This window comes from Nonomuraea composti, assembly GCF_012034275.1.
Classification (GTDB): domain Bacteria; phylum Actinomycetota; class Actinomycetes; order Streptosporangiales; family Streptosporangiaceae; genus Nonomuraea; species Nonomuraea composti.
This window is the reverse complement of sequence record NZ_JAATEP010000002.1, coordinates 172,373-193,085: the sequence shown is the minus strand read 5'-3', so window position 1 is coordinate 193,085 and position 20,713 is coordinate 172,373. Positions and strand designations below refer to the sequence as shown.

The 20,713-nt window shown below is 74.2% G+C and carries 18 protein-coding genes; 8 read left to right on the top strand and 10 right to left on the bottom strand.

Features of this window, described 5'->3' with window-relative positions; genetic code table 11:
- The first annotated feature begins 92 nt into the window (after positions 1-92).
- The gene (locus HCN51_RS03720) at positions 93-398 is read left to right on the top strand and encodes a hypothetical protein (RefSeq protein ID WP_168006769.1); all 306 of its coding nucleotides are present in this window, start codon (positions 93-95) and stop codon (positions 396-398) included.
- A 310-nt stretch (positions 399-708) separates the two neighbouring features.
- Here HCN51_RS03720 and HCN51_RS03715 read toward each other — a convergent pair whose 3' ends face one another.
- The gene (locus tag HCN51_RS03715) at positions 709-2,274 is read right to left on the bottom strand and encodes an SMI1/KNR4 family protein (protein WP_168006767.1); all 1,566 of its coding nucleotides are present in this window, start codon (positions 2,272-2,274) and stop codon (positions 709-711) included.
- A gap of 446 nt (positions 2,275-2,720) precedes the next feature.
- On the opposite strand from HCN51_RS03715, the gene HCN51_RS03710 reads away from it, so the two are divergent.
- Complete coding sequence (locus tag HCN51_RS03710) at positions 2,721-3,434, top strand: HNH endonuclease family protein (protein ID WP_206066526.1); 714 nt, start codon at positions 2,721-2,723, stop codon at positions 3,432-3,434.
- A gap of 10 nt (positions 3,435-3,444) precedes the next feature.
- Here HCN51_RS03710 and HCN51_RS03705 read toward each other — a convergent pair whose 3' ends face one another.
- Entirely contained in the window at positions 3,445-4,284 is an 840-nt protein-coding gene (locus HCN51_RS03705; protein ID WP_168006765.1) for a GDSL-type esterase/lipase family protein, read from the bottom strand.
- Positions 4,285-4,502: 218 nt separating this feature from the next.
- Here HCN51_RS03705 and HCN51_RS03700 point away from each other — a divergent pair, with 218 nt between their 5' ends.
- Positions 4,503-5,732 (top strand): isochorismate synthase, encoded by a 1,230-nt coding sequence (locus HCN51_RS03700; RefSeq protein WP_080037645.1) that lies wholly within the window; start codon positions 4,503-4,505, stop codon positions 5,730-5,732.
- A gap of 24 nt (positions 5,733-5,756) precedes the next feature.
- Here the strand turns inward: HCN51_RS03700 and HCN51_RS03695 are convergent, their stop codons facing one another.
- Entirely contained in the window at positions 5,757-6,377 is a 621-nt protein-coding gene (locus HCN51_RS03695; protein WP_168006763.1) for a YigZ family protein, read from the bottom strand.
- 79 nt (positions 6,378-6,456) lie between these two features.
- Here HCN51_RS03695 and HCN51_RS03690 point away from each other — a divergent pair, with 79 nt between their 5' ends.
- The 3 genes from HCN51_RS03690 (at position 6,457) to HCN51_RS03680 (ending at position 10,550) form a co-directional block, all read left to right on the top strand.
- Positions 6,457-6,816: a hypothetical protein gene (locus HCN51_RS03690; protein ID WP_168006761.1), complete on the top strand. Its 360-nt coding sequence runs from the start codon at positions 6,457-6,459 to the stop codon at positions 6,814-6,816.
- Positions 6,817-6,900: 84 nt separating this feature from the next.
- The gene (locus HCN51_RS03685; RefSeq protein ID WP_168006759.1) at positions 6,901-8,925 is read left to right on the top strand and encodes a hydantoinase/oxoprolinase family protein; all 2,025 of its coding nucleotides are present in this window, start codon (positions 6,901-6,903) and stop codon (positions 8,923-8,925) included.
- Positions 8,922-10,550: a hydantoinase B/oxoprolinase family protein gene (locus tag HCN51_RS03680; RefSeq protein ID WP_168006757.1), complete on the top strand. Its 1,629-nt coding sequence runs from the start codon at positions 8,922-8,924 to the stop codon at positions 10,548-10,550. Before HCN51_RS03685 ends, HCN51_RS03680 begins: the two co-directional genes overlap by 4 nt.
- A gap of 58 nt (positions 10,551-10,608) precedes the next feature.
- On the opposite strand, the gene HCN51_RS03675 is transcribed toward HCN51_RS03680, so the two are convergent.
- Both HCN51_RS03675 and HCN51_RS03670 read right to left on the bottom strand, forming a co-directional pair.
- Positions 10,609-11,898 (bottom strand): MFS transporter, encoded by a 1,290-nt coding sequence (locus HCN51_RS03675; protein ID WP_346433520.1) that lies wholly within the window; start codon positions 11,896-11,898, stop codon positions 10,609-10,611.
- Positions 11,895-12,476 (bottom strand): ArsR/SmtB family transcription factor, encoded by a 582-nt coding sequence (locus HCN51_RS03670; protein WP_168006755.1) that lies wholly within the window; start codon positions 12,474-12,476, stop codon positions 11,895-11,897. The genes HCN51_RS03675 and HCN51_RS03670 overlap by 4 nt, the downstream gene beginning before the upstream one ends.
- A gap of 112 nt (positions 12,477-12,588) precedes the next feature.
- Between HCN51_RS03670 and HCN51_RS03665 the strand changes: the two genes are divergently transcribed.
- Positions 12,589-13,209, top strand: coding sequence for a helix-turn-helix transcriptional regulator (locus HCN51_RS03665; RefSeq protein ID WP_168006753.1), 621 nt, complete (start codon positions 12,589-12,591; stop codon positions 13,207-13,209).
- On the top strand, positions 13,206-14,336 hold the full coding sequence (locus tag HCN51_RS03660) for an aminotransferase class I/II-fold pyridoxal phosphate-dependent enzyme (protein ID WP_168006751.1): 1,131 nt from the start codon (positions 13,206-13,208) through the stop codon (positions 14,334-14,336). Before HCN51_RS03665 ends, HCN51_RS03660 begins: the two co-directional genes overlap by 4 nt.
- On the opposite strand, the gene HCN51_RS03655 is transcribed toward HCN51_RS03660, so the two are convergent.
- From HCN51_RS03655 to HCN51_RS03635, 5 genes are all read right to left on the bottom strand, one after another.
- Positions 14,331-15,182: a metallophosphoesterase family protein gene (locus tag HCN51_RS03655; protein ID WP_428981527.1), complete on the bottom strand. Its 852-nt coding sequence runs from the start codon at positions 15,180-15,182 to the stop codon at positions 14,331-14,333. The two genes, HCN51_RS03660 and HCN51_RS03655, sit on opposite strands and share 6 nt — an antisense overlap.
- Positions 15,183-15,344: 162 nt before the next feature.
- Positions 15,345-17,018 carry a PucR family transcriptional regulator gene (locus tag HCN51_RS03650; RefSeq protein ID WP_168006747.1) on the bottom strand — a complete coding sequence of 558 codons (1,674 nt, stop codon included), beginning with the start codon at positions 17,016-17,018 and terminating at the stop codon, positions 15,345-15,347.
- Positions 17,019-17,052: 34 nt separating this feature from the next.
- Positions 17,053-18,087 carry an S-methyl thiohydantoin desulfurase domain-containing protein gene (locus HCN51_RS03645; protein ID WP_168006745.1) on the bottom strand — a complete coding sequence of 345 codons (1,035 nt, stop codon included), beginning with the start codon at positions 18,085-18,087 and terminating at the stop codon, positions 17,053-17,055.
- Entirely contained in the window at positions 18,075-19,121 is a 1,047-nt protein-coding gene (locus HCN51_RS03640; protein WP_168006743.1) for a hypothetical protein, read from the bottom strand. The genes HCN51_RS03645 and HCN51_RS03640 overlap by 13 nt, the downstream gene beginning before the upstream one ends.
- Positions 19,118-20,425, bottom strand: coding sequence for an MFS transporter (locus tag HCN51_RS03635; protein WP_168006741.1), 1,308 nt, complete (start codon positions 20,423-20,425; stop codon positions 19,118-19,120). Before HCN51_RS03635 ends, HCN51_RS03640 begins: the two co-directional genes overlap by 4 nt.
- Positions 20,426-20,713 lie beyond the last annotated feature (288 nt).

Sequence of the window (20,713 nt, the reverse complement as noted above, 5' to 3'; positions counted from 1 at the left end):
AACCTCAGGGGCCTCCAGACTGTCCCATCCTCTCCCACTTTCGCGACCTAGATCCACATTTAGGGGCGATAAACGGGCTACGCTGCCGTTTGATGGAGTTCGACGGGGTCGTCTACAGCAAGAGCGAGCTGCGCCGCCTGGCGCGCGGGACGAGCGACGTGGCGGGCCGCGTGTCCGGCACCGGCGCCCGCTACGAGACGTCCGCGAGCGCCGCCCGCGCGGCCGTGGGCGACGACGACTACGGCCGCGGCTACCGGCAGGCGCGCGGGACGCGGCTCGACGCCATCGGCGCCGGCCTGAACCTGCTGGCCGGCGCGCTCGGCCGGCAGGAGTCCCGGCTGCTGCGCGCGCTGCGCGCCTACCGCGACGGCGACGACGCCTCGACGATCCGCGGCTGACGAGCACGCCGCGCCCCCGCCGCCGCGGATCGGGCTGATGAAGCCGCGAACCTGCTGACCGCGTTGTCGCCGCCTTTGAGAAGTTGCCGCCCTTGGGAAGTCGCCGCCTTTGAGAAGTTGCCGCCCTTGGGAAGTCGCCGCCCTTGAGCTCGTCGGTCACGCGCGTTTCGTCCTCGCCCAGGCGGGCGCCCCTCCGTTCGGCCGCGCCCATGGAGCGGCTCACTGGCGTGAGGCGGCAAGCGACCGCGTGCCGTCATGACGCTCGGCGAGCTTCGCAGGGGCGCCCGGACGAGTCCTGCCGCACGAGCCCTCAGTCTGCAGAGCGCCAGTCCAGGCGGCCCTTCTCCACCCGCGGATGCCGGCCGCGCACCGGCTCGCCGCGCTCCAGGGCGCGGGCCGTGGCCTTGAGCAGGACCAGGTAGGAGGGCCAGACGTCGCTGTCACCGGTGTGCAGGCCGTCCTCGGCGTGCCAGCTGCCGGTGCGGCCTGTGTCCAGATCGACGAACAGGCTGCCGCCGGTGCCGTCGTAGCCGAACGGAATCAGGCGGCCGTGCCACCACTGCGCGCCCAGCTCGGGATCGGCGAGGATGATGTCGCAGTTGACCTGCCAATCGCGCCGCATCCCGCGGACCGACATGGGGGTGTGGATCGGCGGGAAGGTGAAGCCGCCGTCGCGTGCCCCGTCGTGGCGCAGCAGCGAGGCACGCAGGCCGTCGGGCAGGCGCGCGCCCATGGCGGCCTCGGCCCGGGCGATCGCCTGGGGCGTGGCCGGCGGGCGCAGGCTCTTGTAGGTGGCTGGCGCGTGCCGGGCCAGCCAGCGCTCGATGCGCCGCCAGGCGGCGTTCACCTCGGCGGTGACGGCGGCGCGCGGCATGCGCACGACAGGGGCGCGGCGGGCGGGCAGGCAGCCGGTGGCGCGCTTGTCCGCCTCAGTGGGCGGCTGCGCGGTCGGCGTGGGGGTGGGGGTCGCACGCGGCTCTCCCGCGCAGCCACCCGGTAGCGGGGCGGGCTCGGCGGCCCAGAGCAGCTCGCAGCCGCCGGTCACGGTCGGGTACGAGCCGCCCAGCGCGGTGCCGCCCTCCAGCGCGGCGGCCAGCGCCTCCAGCATCGCCGTGTGGGAAGGAAAGCCCATCGGGCCGTCGTAGCGCAGCCGCTCGCCGAAGGCGGCCTCGCCCACCCGGCCGGTGCGGGGCTCGACGAACAGGTCACCTCCCGCGGCGTCGCTGCCGGTCGTCAGCAGGCTGCCGTGCCAGGTGCCGTGCTCGGGGTCGGCGTCCGCCAGGTCACCGCGCAGGATGAGGCTGTGGCAGTTGCTCTCGTTGATGCTGTCCATGTCGCTGACCGGCAGCAGCCCGTACCCGCGCGGCAGCCGGAAGCCGTCGCCCAGGTTGCCGTCGGCGCCGTCATGGCGCAGGTAGGAGGCATACAGGTCGTCGGGCAGGCGGCGGCCCGCGTAGTGCTCCCACTTGGCCAGGTACTCCGGCTCGGCACCGAAGCGCAGCTTGCGCAGCGTGGCCGAGGCGTGCGCCCCGAGCCAGCGCTCGATGCGCCCCCACGCTGCCTCGACGCGGGCGGCCCGTGCCGGGTCCGGGGTGCGGACGGCGAAGGCGGGCTCGGGTGCCGGCCGGGTTTCGCCGGACGACGGCTCCTGCTGCCGTCCCACGTAGAGCGGCGGGCAGCCGATGGAGCGGGCCTCGGCGGGCGTGAGCATGGCGGCCGCCATGGCCGCGTCACGCTCGGCGGAGCCACAGGACATCGTGTCGCCGACGAAAGCGCAGAAATAGCTTTCGCCTTGGGGCAACGCGTCGGCGGCGAGGCAGCCCAGCAGCAGCACGGCCGCGAGCCCGGCGGCCAGTGGCCGAGGTAAGCCGATCATGGTCACCCACCCTACGGCAGCACGCCGGCAGAACCCCGGGAGCGCAGCCCGTGCCGACGGCCCCATAAGGGCAGGGGCGACACGGGGCCCCGCCCGGCGCCTTCGGAATCTCGCCGTGCATCAGCGTGGGCGAGACGTCGGCGATGCGCATCCGGAGCGCGGGCGGCGGCAGCGGCTTCGACGCCGCCGGGAAGGGCGGCGTCCGGTCACCCGCACGCGGTTGATGTTCGGCTTGCCTTCTCATCGACGGAGAAGGCCCCGCCTTCGCCCCATGCCCGGACGTCATGGGCATCCCGACGAGCTTGAGCGCCCGCACAGCCGTTCAAGGGCATCCTCAGGACGGCGAACAGATCGGTCATGTGACGATCGGTCACACAACCCTCCCTGTGTCAAAACAGCCGATGCCGGGAAATTCTCTAGACAACCTGGAGCTCATGGAGGCGCGCTTGAGCACCAAGGACGCTGTGGCGCTCCTTGCCGGAGCCGTCATCGTCGTTTCCTTCATCGGCAGTGCCAAGACCCCGCCGGCGACGGCGGCCAGCCCCCTGGGCAACATCAGCGGCACTCTGCCGGGTCTGGCACCCATCGTCTCCGACGCGGAGAAGTCGGAGGCACGGGGGCTCATCAAGCGGCTGCGCGTGAAGGCGCTCGGCCCGAACACCGGTTACGAGCGCACCCGGTACGGCGAGAACTGGGCCGACGACGCGATCGGGGTACCGTACGCGCGCAACGGCTGCCGTACCCGCGACGACCTGCTGGCCCGTGACGGGCGCAACGTGAAGTTCAGGGCGGGCTCCGACTGCGAGGTCGTCTCGATGGAGCTGACCGACCCCTACACCGGGCGGCTCATCTCCTGGCACAAGGACAACGCGGACGAGGTGCAGGTGGACCACGTGGTGCCGCTGAACTACGGGTGGCGGATGGGCGCGCCGAAGTGGCCGATGGCGAAGCGGCTCGACTTCGCCAACGACCCGCTGAACCTGCTGCCCGTCGACGGCGACGCCAACGAGCAGAAGGACGCCTCGGGGCCGGCGGGCTGGCTGCCGCCGCGCCGGGAGGTGCGTTGCGCCTACGTCACCCGGTGGGCCCAGGTGGCGCTCAAGTACGACATTCCCGTCACACCGGCCGACAAGAAGACGATGCTGGCGCAGTGCCGGTGACCGGGAGCCGCTAGCGAGGGTCGATCCAGGTGAAGCCCCGCGTGAAGGTGCGCTCGGCCAGCACCTTCTGCCCGGCCGTGTTGGGGTGGAAGTAGTCCCACTTGCTGACGTGGTCGAGGGTGAACGGGTAGGAGAAGACGGCTCCGCCGTCGGTGCGGCAGCGCGGCCCGTACGCGGCGCAGGCCCCGGCGGCGGCCCGGTTGTAGGCGATCACGCGGGCCCGCACCCGGGAGCGGCGCTGCTCGTCGGCGCGCGCGGTCGAGGAGGGAGCGGCCAGCATCGACTGGCACAGGCGGGCGGTCGTCCAGAACGTGCGCGCCAGCGCGTTGTCCTTGCCGACCTGCCACAGCCGGCGCACGTCGGGGACGCTGGCGAAGAAGACGCGGGCGCCGGGCACGCCGGAGCGCAGCGCGGCCAGCGCCGCGTCGAGGCGCTTGCGGTAGGTGGCGACGGGGGTCATCGCCTGCTCGGTACGGGTGCAGGCGTCTTGCGCGCCTATGAGAATCGTCACGTAGTCGGCCCTGGCCGCGATCGCCTGGCGCATCTGCCCGAGCAGGTCGGCGCTGGTCGCGCCGGGGGCGGCGAAGGTGAGGTTGTGCTTGTGGAGCGTTCCAGAGAGCTTGGCCAGGCGGGCATAGTGGCTGGCGACCTCGCCGTTGTCACCGGTGGACCACGAGCGGGCGGTGCAGGAGACGTAGAAGCCGCAGGCGTTGAAGCCGGTGGAGATGGAGTCGCCGAGCGCGGCCATGACGCGGGGCACGGGCTGCGCGGAGGCGGCGGAGGCGGGGAGGGGGCCCGAAGCGGTGAGGACGACGGCGGCGGCCAGCGCGGGCCCCAGGCGAGCGATCATGGGCTCCAAGGTAGGGAGCCGATGATCGGCTCACCATGGCCTCGGGGCAAGGCCTGCCAGTTCAGGACCGACTTCATATCGCCGCTTGACAGACCAGACCGAATCTGGTCCGTCCCAATACTCCTGGACACCCGGTTTTTTCTGGCTTCTTTGCCCGTAACCCCGCATTCACGGGGGTCCGAGTCGAACGTGTTCAGTTCCCGCATAGAGTGTCTTGGGTGAGTGTCGCGCTCGGAACAACCCGCCCGCTGCCGGTTCGCACCACCCCTGTTGGCGACCCCGGTGACCTGCTGGCTTCCCTCCCCCGTACGGCCCCCTACGCGTGGATCAGGAATGGAGAGGGCCTCGTCGGATGGGGAGAGGCGGCCCGCGTGGCCGTGCCCCCGGGGCCCGGCCGGTTCGCCTGGGCCCGCCAGTGGCTGGCCACCGTGCTCGGGGACGCGCAGGTGCACGACGACGTACGCACCCCCGGCTCCGGCGCGGTCGCCTTCGGCAGCTTCACCTTCGACGAAGACTCCCACGGCTCCGTTCTCGTGGTCCCGCGGGCCGTGCTCGCCCGCCGCGACGGCCACGCCTGGCTGACCACGGTCGGCGAAGCGCCGCTGGAGTCGTTCACCCCGGTCCGCGACCCGGGCCGCATCAGCTACGGCGACGGCAGCCTCACCGCCCCCGAGTGGGAGCACGTGGTGGCGCGGGCCGCGCGGCGCATCCGCGAGGGCGAGCTGGAGAAGGTGGTGCTGGCCCGCGACCTCGTCGCCACCGCCGAGCGGCCCATCGACGTGCGGCTGCTGCTGTCGCGGCTGGCCGCCCGCTACCCCGAGTGCTACACGTTCTCGGTGGCGGGCCTGGTCGGGGCCACGCCCGAGCTGCTGATCCGGCGCACGGGGCAGGAGATCGAGTCGCTGGTGCTGGCCGGCACGACCGCGCGCGGCACCGGCCCCGCCGACGACCTCGCGCGCGGTGCGGCGCTGTTCGCCTCGGCGAAGGACCGGCACGAGCACGAGTGCGCGATCGCCTCCGTGCGCCACACGCTGGCGCCCCTGTGCTCCTCGCTCACCACGCCCGACGAGCCCGAGCTGCTGGTCCTGCCCAACGTGCAGCACCTGGCCAGCCATGTCACCGGCCGGCTGGCCGACGGGGCGTCGGTGCTCGACGTGGTGGCCGCGATGCACCCGACGGCGGCCGTCGGCGGCACCCCGACCAAGACCGCGATCCAGGTCATCCGCGAGCTGGAAGGCATGGACCGCGCCGGTTACGCCGGCCCCGTCGGCTGGATCGACGCCAACGGCGACGGCGAGTGGGGCATCGCGCTGCGGTCGGGGCAGGTGCAGGGGCGGCGGGCGCGGCTGTTCGCGGGCGGCGGCATCATGGGCGACTCCGACCCGGCGGCGGAGCTGGCCGAGGCGCAGGCGAAGTTCCGCGTGATGCAGTACGCCCTGGAAGGCTGACCGGTCAGGCGGGCGCGTGGAGGCTCACGCCGGCACGTGGAGGTCGGCTCCCAGCGACACGCGGGCCCGGCCGGCCGTCAGGGTGGCCACCCAGTCGGTGAAGGCGGCCACCTCGTCGGCGCCGACCGCGACGTCGAAGGTGACCTCGCCCGCGTACGTCACCTCCCGCACCGCGTGGCGCGAGGCCCGCAGGTCGTTCTCCACCCGCCCAGCCTGGTCGTGCGCGACGGCCACGCGCACCAGCTTGGCCGGCACCATGCGCACGGGCTCGGCCCGGTCGAGCGCCTCGGTGACCGCCGAGCCGTAGGCGCGCACCAGCCCGCCCGCGCCGAGCAGGGTGCCGCCGAAGTAGCGCGTCACCACGGCCACCACGTCGCTGAACCCGCGGCCCACCAGCGCCTGCACCATGGGCGTGCCCGCGGTGCCGCCCGGCTCGCCGTCGTCGTCGCCCTTCTGGATGCGCTCCCCGATCACGTACGCGGTGCAGTTGTGGGTGGCGGCGGGATGCTCGGCGCGCCGCCGCGCGATGAACGCGGCGGCCTCCTCGACCGTGCGCGCCGGGGCCACCGCGCAGATGAAGCGCGAGCGCCGCGCCTCGGTCTCGTGCTCGACGACGGTCTTGAGTGTGAGGTACGGGGCAGGCACAGTCGCAAGGGTATGCCCTCGCCGCCGCGGCTCCGCGAGCTACCATCGCGTCATCCGTAAGGACCTACGGGAGGGTCTCATGGACACTGCGGACGACGTCATGCCCTTCGTCACGGCGGCGATCGACGCCTACGGCACGGGCGTGCTGGCCAAGACCAGCGAGCTGGCCGCGGACACGGAGGTGGCCCGCGGCTCGCGCATCCTGCAGCGGGTCTTCGGCCGGGGAGACGAGCGCGCCCACGGGGTGATCGGCCGGGTGGCCGGCGCCAAGCCCGACGACGAGTCGGGCCGGGCCGCGTTGCGAAGCGCGATCATGGAGGAGTTCCGGGCGGACCCGCTGCTGCGGCGGGAGGTGGCCGCGATGCTCGCCAGGGTGACCGTCACCGGGGAGCGTCCGGTGGCCGTCGGGGGTGAGCACCTGGCCGAGTCGGGTCACTGACCCCTGCCGGATGCACTGCCGGGCGCGTCGTGGTGTGCGGGCCGCACACCACGGCCGCTCCTTTCCCCCCTTACGGTGCATTCCATGAGCTATCGCGTCGCCATGGACATCGGCGGCACCTTCACCGACGTCGTGTGCTACGACGAGCGGACAGGTGCCGTGACGGCCTCGAAGGCGCCCACCACTCCGGGGGATCTGGCCGACGGCGTGTTCGCCGCGCTCGGCCGGGTCGTGGACGATCCGGCCGGCATCTCGTTCTTCGTGCACGGCACCACTCAGGGGCTCAACGCGCTGCTGGAGCGCAAGGGCGCCCGGGTGCTGCTGCTGGCGAGCAGGGGCGGGCGGGACGTCTACCAGATCGCCCGGGGCAACCGGGACCGCATGTTCGACCTGCGTTACCGCAAGCCCGAGCCGTTGGTGCCGCGCCAGGACGTCATGGAGGCCGGTGGCCGGCTCGACTACCAGGGGCGGGAGCTGGCGCCGCTGGACGAGGAGTCGGTGCGGGCGGCGGCGCGGCGGGCGCGCGCCGAGGGGTTCGACGCGGTGGCGGTGTGCCTGCTGTTCTCCTACGTCAACCCGGCGCACGAGGTCAGGGCGGGCGAGATCCTGCGGGCCGAGCTGGGCGAGGACGTGCTGGTGGTGCTCTCGCACGAGGTGGCGCGGGAGTGGCGGGAGTACGAGCGGACGTCGTCGGCGGTGCTGGAGGCGTACACGGGGCCGGTGGTGCGCCGCTACCTGGCCGGGATCGAGCGGCGCTTCGCCGAGCGCGGGCTGGCGGTGCCGGTGCACGTGATGCAGTCGTCGGGCGGGCTGGTCAACGCCTCGTACGCGATGCGCCGCCCGCTGCAGACGCTGCTGTCAGGCCCGGTCGGCGGGACGATGGGCGGGGTGGCCGCCTCCCGGCTGCTCGATCACCGCAACGTGATCTGCGTGGACATGGGCGGCACGTCGTTCGACGTGTCGCTGGTCGTGGACGGCCGCCCCGACGTCAGCAGCGAGGCGCGCATCGAGGGCTACCCGGTGCTGATGCCGATCGTGAACCTGCACACGATCGGCGCGGGCGGCGGCTCCCTCGCCTACGCCGAGGCGGGCGCGCTGCGGGTCGGCCCCGAGTCGGCCGGCGCGGTGCCGGGGCCGGCCTGCTACGGCAGGGGCGGCACGCGGCCGACCGTCACCGACGCGAACGTGGTGCTGGGGCGGGTGGATCCGGCGTGGTTCGCGGGCGGGCTGATGACGCTGGACACCGAGGCCGCCGGCGTGGCGGTGGCGGAGCTGGCCGGGGAGCTGGGGCTGGATCCGCTGGCGCTGGCCGAGGGCATCTGCGACGTCGCCAACGCCAAGATGGCGCAGGCCATCCGGACGCTGACGGTGGAGCACGGGGTGGAGCCCCGGGAGTTCGCGCTGGTGGCGTTCGGCGGGGCGGGGGCGATGCACGCGGCGTTCATCGCGCGGGAGCTGGGCATCTCCGAGGTGGTGGTGCCGCGCTTCCCCGGGGCGTTCTCGGCGTGGGGGATGCTGGAGGCGGAGGTGCGCAGGGATCTGACGCATCCGTACTTCCGGCCGCAGGACACCCTCGACGGCGCCGACATGTCCCGAAATCTCGCGACATTGGAGCGGGAAGCGCTCGACGCGCTCGCCGGGCAGGGCGTCCCCGGCGAGCGGCGGCGGGTGGAGCACGCCGTGGACCTGCGCTACGAGGGCCAGGACTACACGCTCACCATCCCCCTGCGCGACGCCGCCGAGCCGGCCGAGCCCGGCTTCCTCGCGCGGCTCGCCGCCCGCTACGCCGAGGCGCACACCGCCCGGTACGGGCACGCCACCCCCGAGGCGCCCGTCGAGCTGGTCATGCTGCGCAGCACCGGGTTCGGCTCGTTCCCGCGCACCGCCGCCCCGGCCGCCGTCACCGCCGAGAGCGCGGCACCCGACGTACGGGACGTCATCTTCGACGGCGCGGTGCACCGCACCCCCGTGCTGCGCCGCGCCGGACTGGAGGGCGAGCTGGCCGGCCCCGCCATCGTGGTGGAGGAGACCGCGACCACGGTCATCCCGCCCGGCTGCGTGGCCACCGTGGACGACAACGGCTTCCTCATCATGAAAGTGAACACGTGATCGACCCCGTCACCACCGAGATCATCCGCTGCGCGCTGCTGCAGGCCGCCGAGGACATGAACACCACCCTCATCCGCAGCTCCTACACCCCCGTCATCTACGAGGCCAAGGACTGCGCCGTCGCGCTGCTCGACCGCGACCACAACGTGCTCGGCCAGTCGTCCGGGCTGCCGATCTTCCTGGGCAACCTGGAGGTGTGCACCCGCGAGACCGAGCGCCTGTACGGGCGGGAGGTCTGGCAGGAGGGCGACGTGTGGGTGCTCAACGACTCCTACATCGGCGGCACCCACCTCAACGACGTCACCGTCTACGGGCCGATCTTCTGCGACGGGGAGCTGGCCGGGTTCGCCGCGTCGCGGGCGCACTGGCTGGACGTCGGCTCCAAGGACCCCGGCGGCTCCATGGACTCCACCTCCATCTTCCAGGAGGGCCTGCGGCTGGGCCCGGTGAAGGTGTACGCGGGCGGCGAGCCCTGCCGCGACCCGCACGAGGTCATCTCCCGCAACGTCCGCTTCCCCCATGCCACCCTCGGCGACCTGCGCGCCCAGGTGAGCTGCGCCATGACCGGCCAGCGGCGGCTGCGCGAGATCGTCTCCCGCTGGGGCCTGGACGCGGTGCACGCCGCCCGCGACGAGATCTTCGCCCAGACCGAGCGCATGGAACGGGCCGCCATCGCCGCCATCCCCGACGGTGTGTACGCGGCCTCCGGCTTCCTCGACAACGACGGCATCGACCTCGACACCCCGCTGCCCGTGAACGTGACCGTGACGGTGTCCGGCGAGAGCATGCACGTGGACCTGACCGACTGCGCCGACCAGGCGCTCGGCCCCGTCAACTGCGGCGCCGCCCAGGCCGTGGCCGCCGTCCGGGTCGGCTACAAGCTGCTGGTCTCCGGCGACGTGCCGCTCAACGGCGGCTCCTTCCGCCCCCTGTCGGTCGAGACCAGGCCCGGCTCCATGCTGGCCGCCGAGTCGCCCGCCGCCTGCCAGTACTACTACTCCCACCTGGGGCTGCTCATCGACCTGGTGGTCAAGGCCCTGGCCCCGGTGATGCCGGACAAGGCGGCCGCGGCCTCGTACGGAGACTCGATGATCGTGCAGTTCACCGGCACGGACCCGCGCACCGGCAAGCTGTACGTCTCCCAGGAGGCCACCGTCGGCGGCTGGGGCGCCTGGGACGGCGGCGACGGCGAGACCTGCCTGATCAACAACGTCAACGGCTCGCTGCGCGACATGCCGATCGAGGTCCTGGAGACCCTGTTCCCCGTCCGCGTCACCCGCTACGAGATCCGCCCCGGCACCGGCGGCAGCGGGCGGTGGCGGGGCGGGAACGGGGTGGTGCGGGAGTACGAGTTCTGCGGCGACACGTCGCTGTCGCTGTGGTTCGAACGCTCGGTCACCCCGGCCTGGGGCCTGGCCGGCGGCCAGGCGGGCGCACCCCCGCGCGTCACCCTCAACCCGGGCACGCCCGGGGAGCGCGAGATGCTCAAGGCGAACGCGCTGCCGGTCAGGGCGGGGGACGTGCTGCGGTGCGAGTCGGGCGGAGGCGGCGGCTACGGCCCCCCGGAGCTACGCGACCCGGCGGCCACGGCGGCCGACCTGGCCCAGGGCATGATCACCGGCTGACCTGCCCCTGACTCGCCGGACCCCGCTCAGCCGGGCCCCGCTCAGCCGGGACCCCGCTTCAGCCGGGACCCTGTGATCCCCCGGCCGGCGTCCCGGTGCCTCCTCCTGGCACTGGGGCGGCGGCCGGGCGGGCGCGGAGGCGGTCCATTTCCCGCCATTCCCGGCGCAGGCCGGTCACGCTCGTGACCAGCGCGTACGCGGTGCCGCACACCAGCAGCACCGGCGCCAGGCCCGCCAGCGACACCGCCGCCCCCGCCAGCAGGCCGCCGAGCGGGATGCCCGCCCACGCGAGCGACGTCTGCAACGCCCCCACCCGGCCCAGCAGCTCGCGCGGCACCCGCTCGTACGTGATCGCCCCCAGGATCGGGTTGAGGAAGCCGCCGGCGAACCCGCTCACGGCGAACACCGCCACGATCGCCCACACCGGCAGGCCGGCCGCCAGGGCGAGGAAGCGTGGCGGCCCGGCCAGCAGGAACGCCACGAAGAACACCGGCCGCCGCCGCATCCGGTGGGCCAGCGCCGCGGCGAGCAGGCTGCCGCCGACCGCCGTCAGGCCCATCACGCTGCTGTTCAGGCCCACGACGCCGGGGCCGTGGCCGGACTCCTTGGCCCACACGGTCACGAGGACCTGGGAGAAGGCGGCGTCGAGCAGGTTCGTGACGCCGACCACGACGGCCAGGGCGAGCAGCAGCGGCTGGCCGCGCAGGAACGCCAGGCCCTGCCCGAACCGCCGCCAGTAGCCCTCCCGCGAGGGGGACGCCGCCGGCGCTCCGTGGCCCATGCCGGGCGGCAGCGCCCAGGCCACGATCAGGGAGCCCAGCGCGAAGCAGCCGGCGCTCACGCCCAGGCTCGCCATCGGCCCGACCGCCAGGACGATCGCGCCGCCGGCCGCCGGGCCCGCCGTCTGGGCCAGCCGTTCGGTGACGCCCATGAGGCCGGTGGCCCGCTCCAGCGGCACCCGCCCGCGCTCGGCCGCCTCCGGGATCATGATCTCCTTGGCCAGGTCGCCCGGCCCCCGCGCCGCCCCGATCACCGCGACCAGCGCCACGAGGGCGCCCGGCGGCAGCGCGCCGAGCGCGTGCAGCAGCACCACCGCGCCGGCCGCCGCCGCGCTGACCACGTCGGCCGCCCAGGAGACGCGCCGCGGCCCCACCCGGTCGAGCATCGGCCCGGCCAGCGCCTTGACCAGCACATACGGGGCCATCTCGGCGAACGTCACCATCCCCGTGTACACGGCGCTGCCGGTGCTGACGTACACGAACCAGGGCAGCGCGATCGCCGAGACCCGCGTCCCGGTCAGCGCCACCGCGATGGCCGCCAGCACCCCCGCTAATGACCGGGACGTCACGGCTCCTCCAGCGGCTCCGGCAGGACCTCGGTGATGAGCGAGACCCGGGCGGCGCCGTCGGGGGCCGGCTCGCCGGGCACGTCCCTGCGGTAGCGGGAGATGACCTCGTCCAGCTCCTCGCGCAGCCGCAGGCCCTCCTCGGGGGTCAGGCGCAGCGCGTGCGAGCTGAGGTCGAGGACGCCGCGCCACTCCCTCGGCATGGTCTGCATCTCGTTCAGCGCCCGCTGGACGCGCAGGTTGTAGAGGGCGGCGACCGACTGCATGTACGCCAGCACCGCCTCCGGCTCCCGCTCGGCCAGCTCCTCGCCGGTCAGCCGGGTGGCGCGGTGCACCGAGCGCCACCACCGCTCGCGCGCGTTGCCGCGCTCCAGGTCCTCCTCCACGAACCCGGCCGCACCGAGCCGGCGCAGGTGGTAGCTGGCCGTGCCGGAGTTCACGCCCAGGCGCTCGGCCAGGCGGGTGGCGGTGGAGGGGCCGTGTTTGCGCAGCAGGTCCACGAGCTGGACGCGGACGGGGTGGGCCAGGGCCCGCAGGCCGCGCGCGTCGAGGACGACGACGCTCTTGTCGGGTTCGCTCATGCTCCGGAGCCTAGACCGCAAACACTTCTTCGCAAAGGATTGTTCGCGAAGAAGTGTTTGCAGTCCGCGCGGGGGTTGGACGGAATGTCCGGGGTGGACGTATCATCTGACCATGACGGATCCTCGCGTGCGGAGGTGGTCGCCGGTCGGCGCGGCGATCGCCCGGCTGCTCGCGCCGCACGCCGAAGTGGTCCTGCACGACGCCGCCACCGACCGCGTCCTCGCCGTGTGGAACCCCCTGTCCAGGCGTGCCACCGGCGACCCGTCGATGCTCGGCGAGCTCAAGCGCCTCGACCCCGCCGGCGACGACGTCTACGGCCCGTACGAGAAGCTGCTGTCCGACGGGCGGCGGCTGTCCTCCGTCAGCGCCGTGCTGCGCGACGACGACGGCGAGCCGTCGGCCGTGCTCTGCGTCAACCTCGACCGCACCCCGCTCGAACAGGCCGCCGCGCTGCTGGCCGCGTTCGCCGCGCCGACCGCGCCCCGCCCCGAGGCCCTGTTCGAGCAGGACTGGGCCGAGCGGGTGCACCAGATCGTCGGCGCGTACGTCCGCGAGCACGGGCGTCCGGCCGAGCGCCTCACCCGCGACGACCGGCTCGCCCTGCTGGCCGAGCTCGACGCGGCGGGCGTCTTCGCCGTGCGCCGCGCCGTCCCCGTCGTCGCCGGCGCGCTCAAGATCTCCCGATCCACCCTGTACGCGCTGCTCGCCGAGCACAGAAGGAGCCGGCCATGACCCGATTGCCCGACTTCAGGCTGGAGGTCTACTTCTCGCGCTGGGAGTTCACCGCGCGGCACCACCTCACCGCCTCCGACGCCCAGACCATGACCATGTCCGAGCTGCTCGCCCTCGCCGACGCCGACGACGCCCACGCCTGGGAAACGCTCTCCCTCGGCTACACCGAGACGTACGGCGACCCGGCGCTGCGCCAGGCCATCGCCGCCACGTACGACACCGCCGGCCCCGACGACGTCATCTGCTTCGCCGGCGCCGAGGAAGCGCTCTACCTCGCCATGCAGGTGCTGCTCGGCCCCGGCGACCACGCCGTCGTCATCACCCCCAACTACCAGGCCGCCGAGACCGTGCCCCTGTCACTGTGCGAGGTCACCGGCGTCCCCCTCGACCCCGGCCGCGACTGGGCGCTCGACCTCGACGCCGTCGAAGCCGCCCTGCGTCCGGCCACCCGCGTCGTGTCGATCAACTTCCCCAACAACCCCACCGGCGCCCTCATCCCCGCCGCCGACCTCGCCCGCCTGGCCGCCATGTGCGACGAGCGCGGCATCCACCTGTTCAGCGACGAGGTCTACCGCGGCCTCGAACTCGACCCGGCCCGCACCCTCCCGCAGGCCGCCGACCTGTCACCCACCGCCCTGTCGCTGAACGTCACCTCCAAGTCGCTCGGCCTGCCCGGCCTGCGGATCGGCTGGATCACCTGCCGCGACCGCGCCGTGCGCACCCGCCTCGAACGCGCCAAGCACTACACCACCATCTGCAACGCCGCGCCCAGCGAAGTGCTCGCCCGGATCGCCATCAAGGCCCGAGACCGCATCCTGGAACGCAACCGCGCCATCATCGCCGCCAACCTGCCCCGCTTCGAGGCGTTCTTCACCGAGTTCGCCGACCTGTTCGAATGGCGGGCCCCCGACGGCGGCTGCGTCGCCTTCCCTCGCTACCTCGGCCCCGAAGGCGTCGAGACGTTCTGCACGGACCTGGTCGAACGCGCCGGCGTACTGCTGCTTCCGGCCAGCATTTACCGGTCGCAGCTCACCGGTACACCTACCGATAGGTTCAGGATCGGCGTCGGCCGCGCCGACGCCGAGCCCGCCCTGAACGCCTTCGCCGCCTACCTCAAAGGGCTATGAAGCCGGCAGAACGTCGCGCAGCAGGCGGCGGTTGCCCGGGCGGGGCTTCCACTCCCTCGGGTAGCCGAGTGAGACCTCCTCGAAACGCACCCCGTCGTACCAGGTCACGCGCGGGATGTGCAGGTGGCCGTAGATCATCGCGGCCGTGCGGTGGCGGCGGTGCCAGTCGCGGGTCGCGGTCGTGCCGCACCACTGCGCGAACTGGGGGTAGCGCAGCACGTCCGTCGGCTCCCGTACCAGCGGGTAGTGGTTGAGGAACACCAGCGGGACGTCGTCGTCCAGCTCCGCCAGCCGCCGCCGCGTCAGCGCCAGCCGCGCCTGGCACCACGCCTCCCGCGACGGGTACGGGTCCGGGTGCAGGACGTACTCGTCGGTGCAGACCACGCCAGTGCTGTGGGCGTACGTCAGCGCGCTCTCCTTCGTGTGGTGACCCGGCGGCAGGAACGTGTAGTCGTACAGGAGGAACAGCGGCACCACCCGCACCGGGCCGCCCGCGCCCGCCCACAGCGGGTACTCGTCCTCCGGCGTGAGCACGCCCAGCTCGCGGCACACCCCCACCAGGTGCTCGTAACGCGCCACGCCCCGCAGCTCGGGCGGCTCACCCGGGACCGTCCACAGCTCGTGGTTGCCCGGCACCCACACGACCCGCTCGAACCGGCTCGCCAGCAGGCCGAGCGCCCAGGTGATGCTCTCCAGCCGCTCCCCCACGTCGCCCGCCACCAGCAGCCAGTCGCCGGGCGTGAAAGGCTTCAGCTCCTCCACGATCGCTCTGTTCTCGGCATAGCCGACGTGCAGGTCGCTGACCGCCAGCAGCCTGCTCTCGCCTGACAGCTCCGCCTCCGCCAACGGGGCCTCCTTCCGGGGGTGCCGTCTACGAGCATGCCACGCGCCCTCTCGGCGCGGCATCGAGCACGGCATGCAGTACGCGGCATTCGGCGGATCCTGCTGTGTATCCGGGTGGGCGTCCGGTGGGGCTCAGTGCAGCGTCCGCCGTGGCATCCGGTGGTCTCAGCGGAGCATCACGTGGCAGGCGAGCTGCAAGGCCAGGCGGGTGGGGGCGTCGTCGAGGTCGAAACCGGCGGACTTGATGCGGTCCAGGCGGGTGGTGATCGTGTTGCGGTGCACGCCCAGCCGCTCCGCCGCCCTCAGCGCGCCGCCCTCGTCCAGGACCGCGCCCAGCGTCTCCAGCAGCGTGCCGTCCCGGTCGATCGCCAGCAGCGGGCGCAGCACGACCGCCGCCGGCGCCCGCAGCGCCGCCGTCGGCAGCGCGCCGAGCAGCTCCGCCGGGCCCATCCGGTCCGCCCGCCGCACCACACCCGCGCCTCCCGCCACGTACGCCGCCGCCTCCGCCCCCAGCAGCGACTCCGCCAGCCCGCCCAGCCCCTCCACCTGCGCGCCCGCTCCCCCGGCGCACGGCCACGGCATGCTCCGCAGCGTCTCCCCCAGCCGCTCCGCCAGGTCGGACGGGCCCAGCGCCGACCACCCCGCCCAGCCGTCCCCTCTCGTCAGGACGGGCACCTGGCCGAGAGCGGCGGTGATCAGCGTGTACGCGAGCGGCCCGTCACCCGGCCCCACCGGCGCCGCCTGGCCGGGCTCCGCCAGCGGGCGGATCCGGTACGCGGTGAGCGGGCCCCTGATCGGCCAGCCGAGCGCGATCGCGGCCGCCCGCGCACTGCCGGTGTCCTCCACCCCACCCCGGGGTCGGGGTGCGGGGTCGGGGTCAGGGTCGGGGTCGGGTTCGGGTTCGGTGAGGAGGCGTTCCGCGAGGGACGCCTGCAGCGCGAAGTCGCGGGAGGCGCGCAGGCGTTCCCGCGCGGCCCACGCCGTCAGCGGGGCCACCGCCAGCTCCAGCACGGTACGCACCACGGCCGGCCAGCCCGGTGACCGGGACGAGCCGGCGGCGACCAGCGTCCCCAGCACTCCGCCCTCCTCGTCCGGCACCTCCACCTCGGCCGACCACCGGCTCCGACCGGCGGATGCGGCCTCGCCCGTCCCCTCATGCGGTGCCTCGCGCGATACGGCACGCGACGCTTCAAGGGGCGTGTCCCGCGATGCTTCGTACGGCTTGTCACGGGAGGTGTCCCCCATCGCGGCACGCGGCGTGTCCCGGCGGGCAGGCTGGTCGGTACGCGCGTCGCGGCGGCCCGCGAGGGTGGCGCCGTACCGGTCGAGGAAGGCGACCGAGGTGCCCGGCAGTTCCGCGTTCAGCACCCCGAGCACCCGGCGCGCCGACGCGCCCGCCCCCGCCAGGCGGGTGGCGCAGCGGGCCACGAGCTGGGTGCGGGCCGCGTCAGGGCGGGACGCGGCCGACGCCACCCGGACCGCGACGACCAGCGGGTCCTCGTCCACGAAGATCAGCGTGACGCCGAGCCGTTCGGCCAGCACCTCGCCCGAGCCCTCGCTCAGCCCGCCGGCGGGCGCGATCACGCACGCCGCCGCCTGCTCCCAGGCCCGGCGCATGGCCATCTCCACCGCCCAGCCGCCGCTGGCCGCCGTCCCGATCAGCACGACCGCCGTGTGCGGCGTCACCGTGGCGAACACCGACGGCTCGTCCACGATCCGCACCCCGCGCACGGGGTTCTCGCCCGCGCCGTACATGCGCGCCCCGGCCAGCGGCCCGGCGTTGACCAGCTCCGCCACCGTGACCGGCGCCTCCCACCCCGGCCCCCGCACCCCGCTCATCCCGAGCTCCTCACCGCACGCCCCCGGATCCCGGTCACAGGGTGATTCCGAACGCGCGCGGGCCGCCCAGGGCCAGGCCCTGGTCCGTGTGCCAGACCGGTGCGGCCCTGACCACCATGATGTCCACCTCCAGGCCGGGCTCGGCCTTGTCCACGTCCACCACCATCCCGTCGGCCGTCGAGATCATGCAGATCTGGTCCGGCACCGTCGCCACCACCGCCCCGTCGGCCAGTGCCAGCACGATCTCGTTGTGCGCCTCCAGCCGGACCAGCCGGCGCAGCCCCTCCGACTCGCGCAGCACGATGCTGGACGGCAGCGACGGCAGCGCCAGCTCGCCCCCGTGCCCCGTGCTGCCCTCGACCGCCTGGATGCGTCCCCGGCACAAGGTCCGCACCCCGTACGGGGCCGCCGCCGACCGGGGCGCGCCGGGCTCGCCGGCCCGCATGAGGAGGCTCACCGTGCCCGGCACCAGCACCCGCGCCAGGTCGCGCGCCGCCATCGGGTAGCACGCCGCCACCGCCCAGCCGCCGACCGACAGCACCACGGGGCGCAGCAGCTCCTCCACCCGGTCGGCCGCCGTCTCCAGCAGCACCAGCTCCCCGAGCCCGCCGGCCAGGGCCAGCGGCGCCGCGCTCATCCCGCCCAGCGTGTACGTGGTCTGCTCCACCAGCGGGAACACCCGCCCGGTTCCGTCGCCGTCCACTAGGGGCAGCCCCAGCCCGGCCGCCGCGATGAGCGGGATCAGGGCGTTCTCGGCCGCCAGGTTCAGCGCCGCCACCGCCCCGGCCCGCTCTCCGAGCCTGCGTTCCAGCGCCCGGACGGCCCGCTCCGGCTCGTCCCCGGCCGGCAGTTGCTCGCCCAGCGCCGTCGTGGAGCCGACCAGGCTGACCACCACGCACAAGGTGTCGGGCGCCAGCTCGCCGGCCGCCACCAGCTGCACGCCGCGCCCGACGACGGAGGCGGCCCAGTCGTAGGCCAGGTTGTACGAGGACTGCGCCGCCCCGGTCGCGAACAGCCGCGAACCCGCCGAGAACCGGCCGAGCCCGTCGCGGTCGATCAGCCGGCCCACGGCCGCCCGCCCGCCGTCACCCGCACCCGGTAGAGGCCGTCGGGCAGGTACGACAGCGGGTTCACGGTGATCTCGTCGATCGCGGCGGACCCCGGTGCCGCGCCCGCGCTGACGACGCGGGTGAGCGCCTCGTCCCTGGCGTCCCGCAGCACCCGGTCCAGCTCCGCCCGCCCCCTGGCCAGCACGATCCGCTCCACGTGCGCCTCGGGCCGCCCGAGTGCCGCCCCGTACGCGGCGGCCACACCGTCCGGAACCTCAGCCAGGCCGGGGCCCGCGTCACCGCCCCCGTCCGTGACCGCACCAGAAGCCCCGCCGCCACCCGAAGCCACGCCCCCACCTGACGCCGCGCCCGCGCCCGCGTCCGCGCCCGCGCGCTCGCGGAGCGCCGCTCGCCCCCGCGCCAAGCTGGCCACCGCCCCCCGGTCGCAGGTGAGCGGGAAGCGCCGGAAGTAGTGCGCCGACACCAGCCCGCCTCCCGACCGGGCGAAGTACGCCGGCACCCCCGGCAGCTCCCGCGCCACGTCGTCGGCGATCCGCCCCGCCTCGGGCCCGAGGGCCGCGTTGCGGATGGCGTCCGCCTCGCGCTCGCGCAGCCCGGGGTAGCCGAACTCGTACGACAGCGTGATGCGCGCCTGCGGCACCTCGGCCGCCACGATGGCCGCCACCTCCAGCTCGTGATCGGCCAGCATCGGCGACCCGGTCGCGGTCACGGCGAAGTCGGCCAGGCCGCACGTGGCCGCGAACCGCCGCACCGCCTCGGTGTCAAGCGGCGCCAGCGGCCGGCCTGTCACGCTGTGGCCGCCGCGCACGATCGTGGCGACGCCGGGCTCGACGACGGGCCGCAGCGCCTCGGGGCACGGCCCGCCCACCCGGATCGCCGCCACCGCGGCCGGGCGCACCCCGCCCAGGTCGGCCGCCACGCAGGCCCGCCACGCCGTACGGGCCACGCCGCGGGGCACCGGCCAGGAGGCAGCGCCGTCGCGGACCGCCACCACCGTCGGCGCGGACTCCCCGAGGGCGACGCCGAGGATCACTCCAGCTCGCGCCCTTCCGTCTCGGGCAACGGCACGGCCAGCAGCGCGGTCGCCACCATGAACGCGTTGATGATCAGCATCGTAGCGGTGAACCCGGTGGCGTTGGCGAGCAGCGCGCCGACCGCGGACGGCGCCACGGTGGTGGCGACGAGCTGCGCCGCCGTCGCCCACGAGTAGCCGGTGCCGCGCAGGGCGGTCGGGTAGAACTCGCCGTTCCAGGTGTTCCAGACGCCCCACGCGCCCATGCTGAAGAACGCCAGCACGAAGTTGCCCGCGTACAGGCCGAAGGAGGATCCGGCGGTGGCGAACCAGAGGCCGCCCAGCGCGGCCGCGACGACGTACACGAGGAAGACCGGCTTGCGGCCGAAGCGGCCGGTCAGCAGCGACGCGCTCACGTATCCGGGGATCATCATGAGCGCGCTCAGCGCGGCGAACCCCAGCGACGCCGACAGCGTCAGGCCCCGCTCCTGCAGCAGCGTGGGCAGCCACGTCTGCAGGCCCCAGTAGCCCCAGTTGAAGACGAAGTTCAGCGCCAGCATCACCAGCGTGATGCGCGCCAGCCCGCCCCTGAACAGGTCCAGCGGCCGCCCTGCCCGGTGCCGGGCCACCGTGAACGTCGCCTCGGCGTCGGGGCTGCCGAGCGAGCGCAGCACCGCCCGCGCCTCCTCCTGCCGCCCGCGCGCGGCCAGCCAGTACGGCGACTCCGGCACCCACGCCCTGATCGCGAACGCCCACAGCCCGGCCACCGCGCTGGCGATCACGACGACGTGCCAGCCGAGCCCGCCCAGCCCCATGGACGCGCCGATCGCGGCGAGCATGCCGATCGGCCACCCGATCGACAGGTACACGGCGGCCCGGCCGCGGTGCCGGGTCGGCAGCAGCTCCAGGAAGAGCGGGAACGTGATCGTGTAGACGCCGGCCAGCGCCAGCCCGGAGGCCACGCGCAGCGCCACCAGCACGGTCGCGTTCGGGGCGAACGCCGAGGCCAGGGCGACGACCCCGTACGCGAGCAGCGACCAGAAGGCCGTCGGCCGGCGCCCGATCCGGTCGGCGACCGGCCCCCACACGAGCACTCCGGGGATCATGCCGAACGCCACCGCCGACAGCACGATCCCGACGCCCGCCTCGTCGATGCCGAGCTTCGCGCCGAGGTCGCCGGAGACGTAGACGAGTGCGAGCTGCTCCCACGACTCGATGACGAACGCGACGAACAGCGCGAGCGCGATGAGCACGTGCCTGCGCGTGAACGGCATGCGGTCGAACGCCGCGCCGATCGGCAGGCTCGGTGAGTCGATGGCGGTCATGGTGCTCCTACTGAGGGGGCGGAATCTGGCCGCACCTTATGGCGGGCGGGTGGCGCCGCGCCTGTGCGTCCCGCCCTGTCGGGCCCCTCTGACCTGTGCGTCCCGCCCTCCGGGCCGGGTGCGTCCCGCCCTCAGGCCGGTGCGTCCCGCCGTCCGGGCCGGTGCGGGCCGCGCGCGGCGGCCCGCCCGGCCGCGCCGCCGCGTAATAACGGGCCCGGTGGGCGGCCCGGCCACGGCTCCGTACGGGAGGCCCGCACCTGCCGAGACCGCGTGGTGGTCATGCTGTTC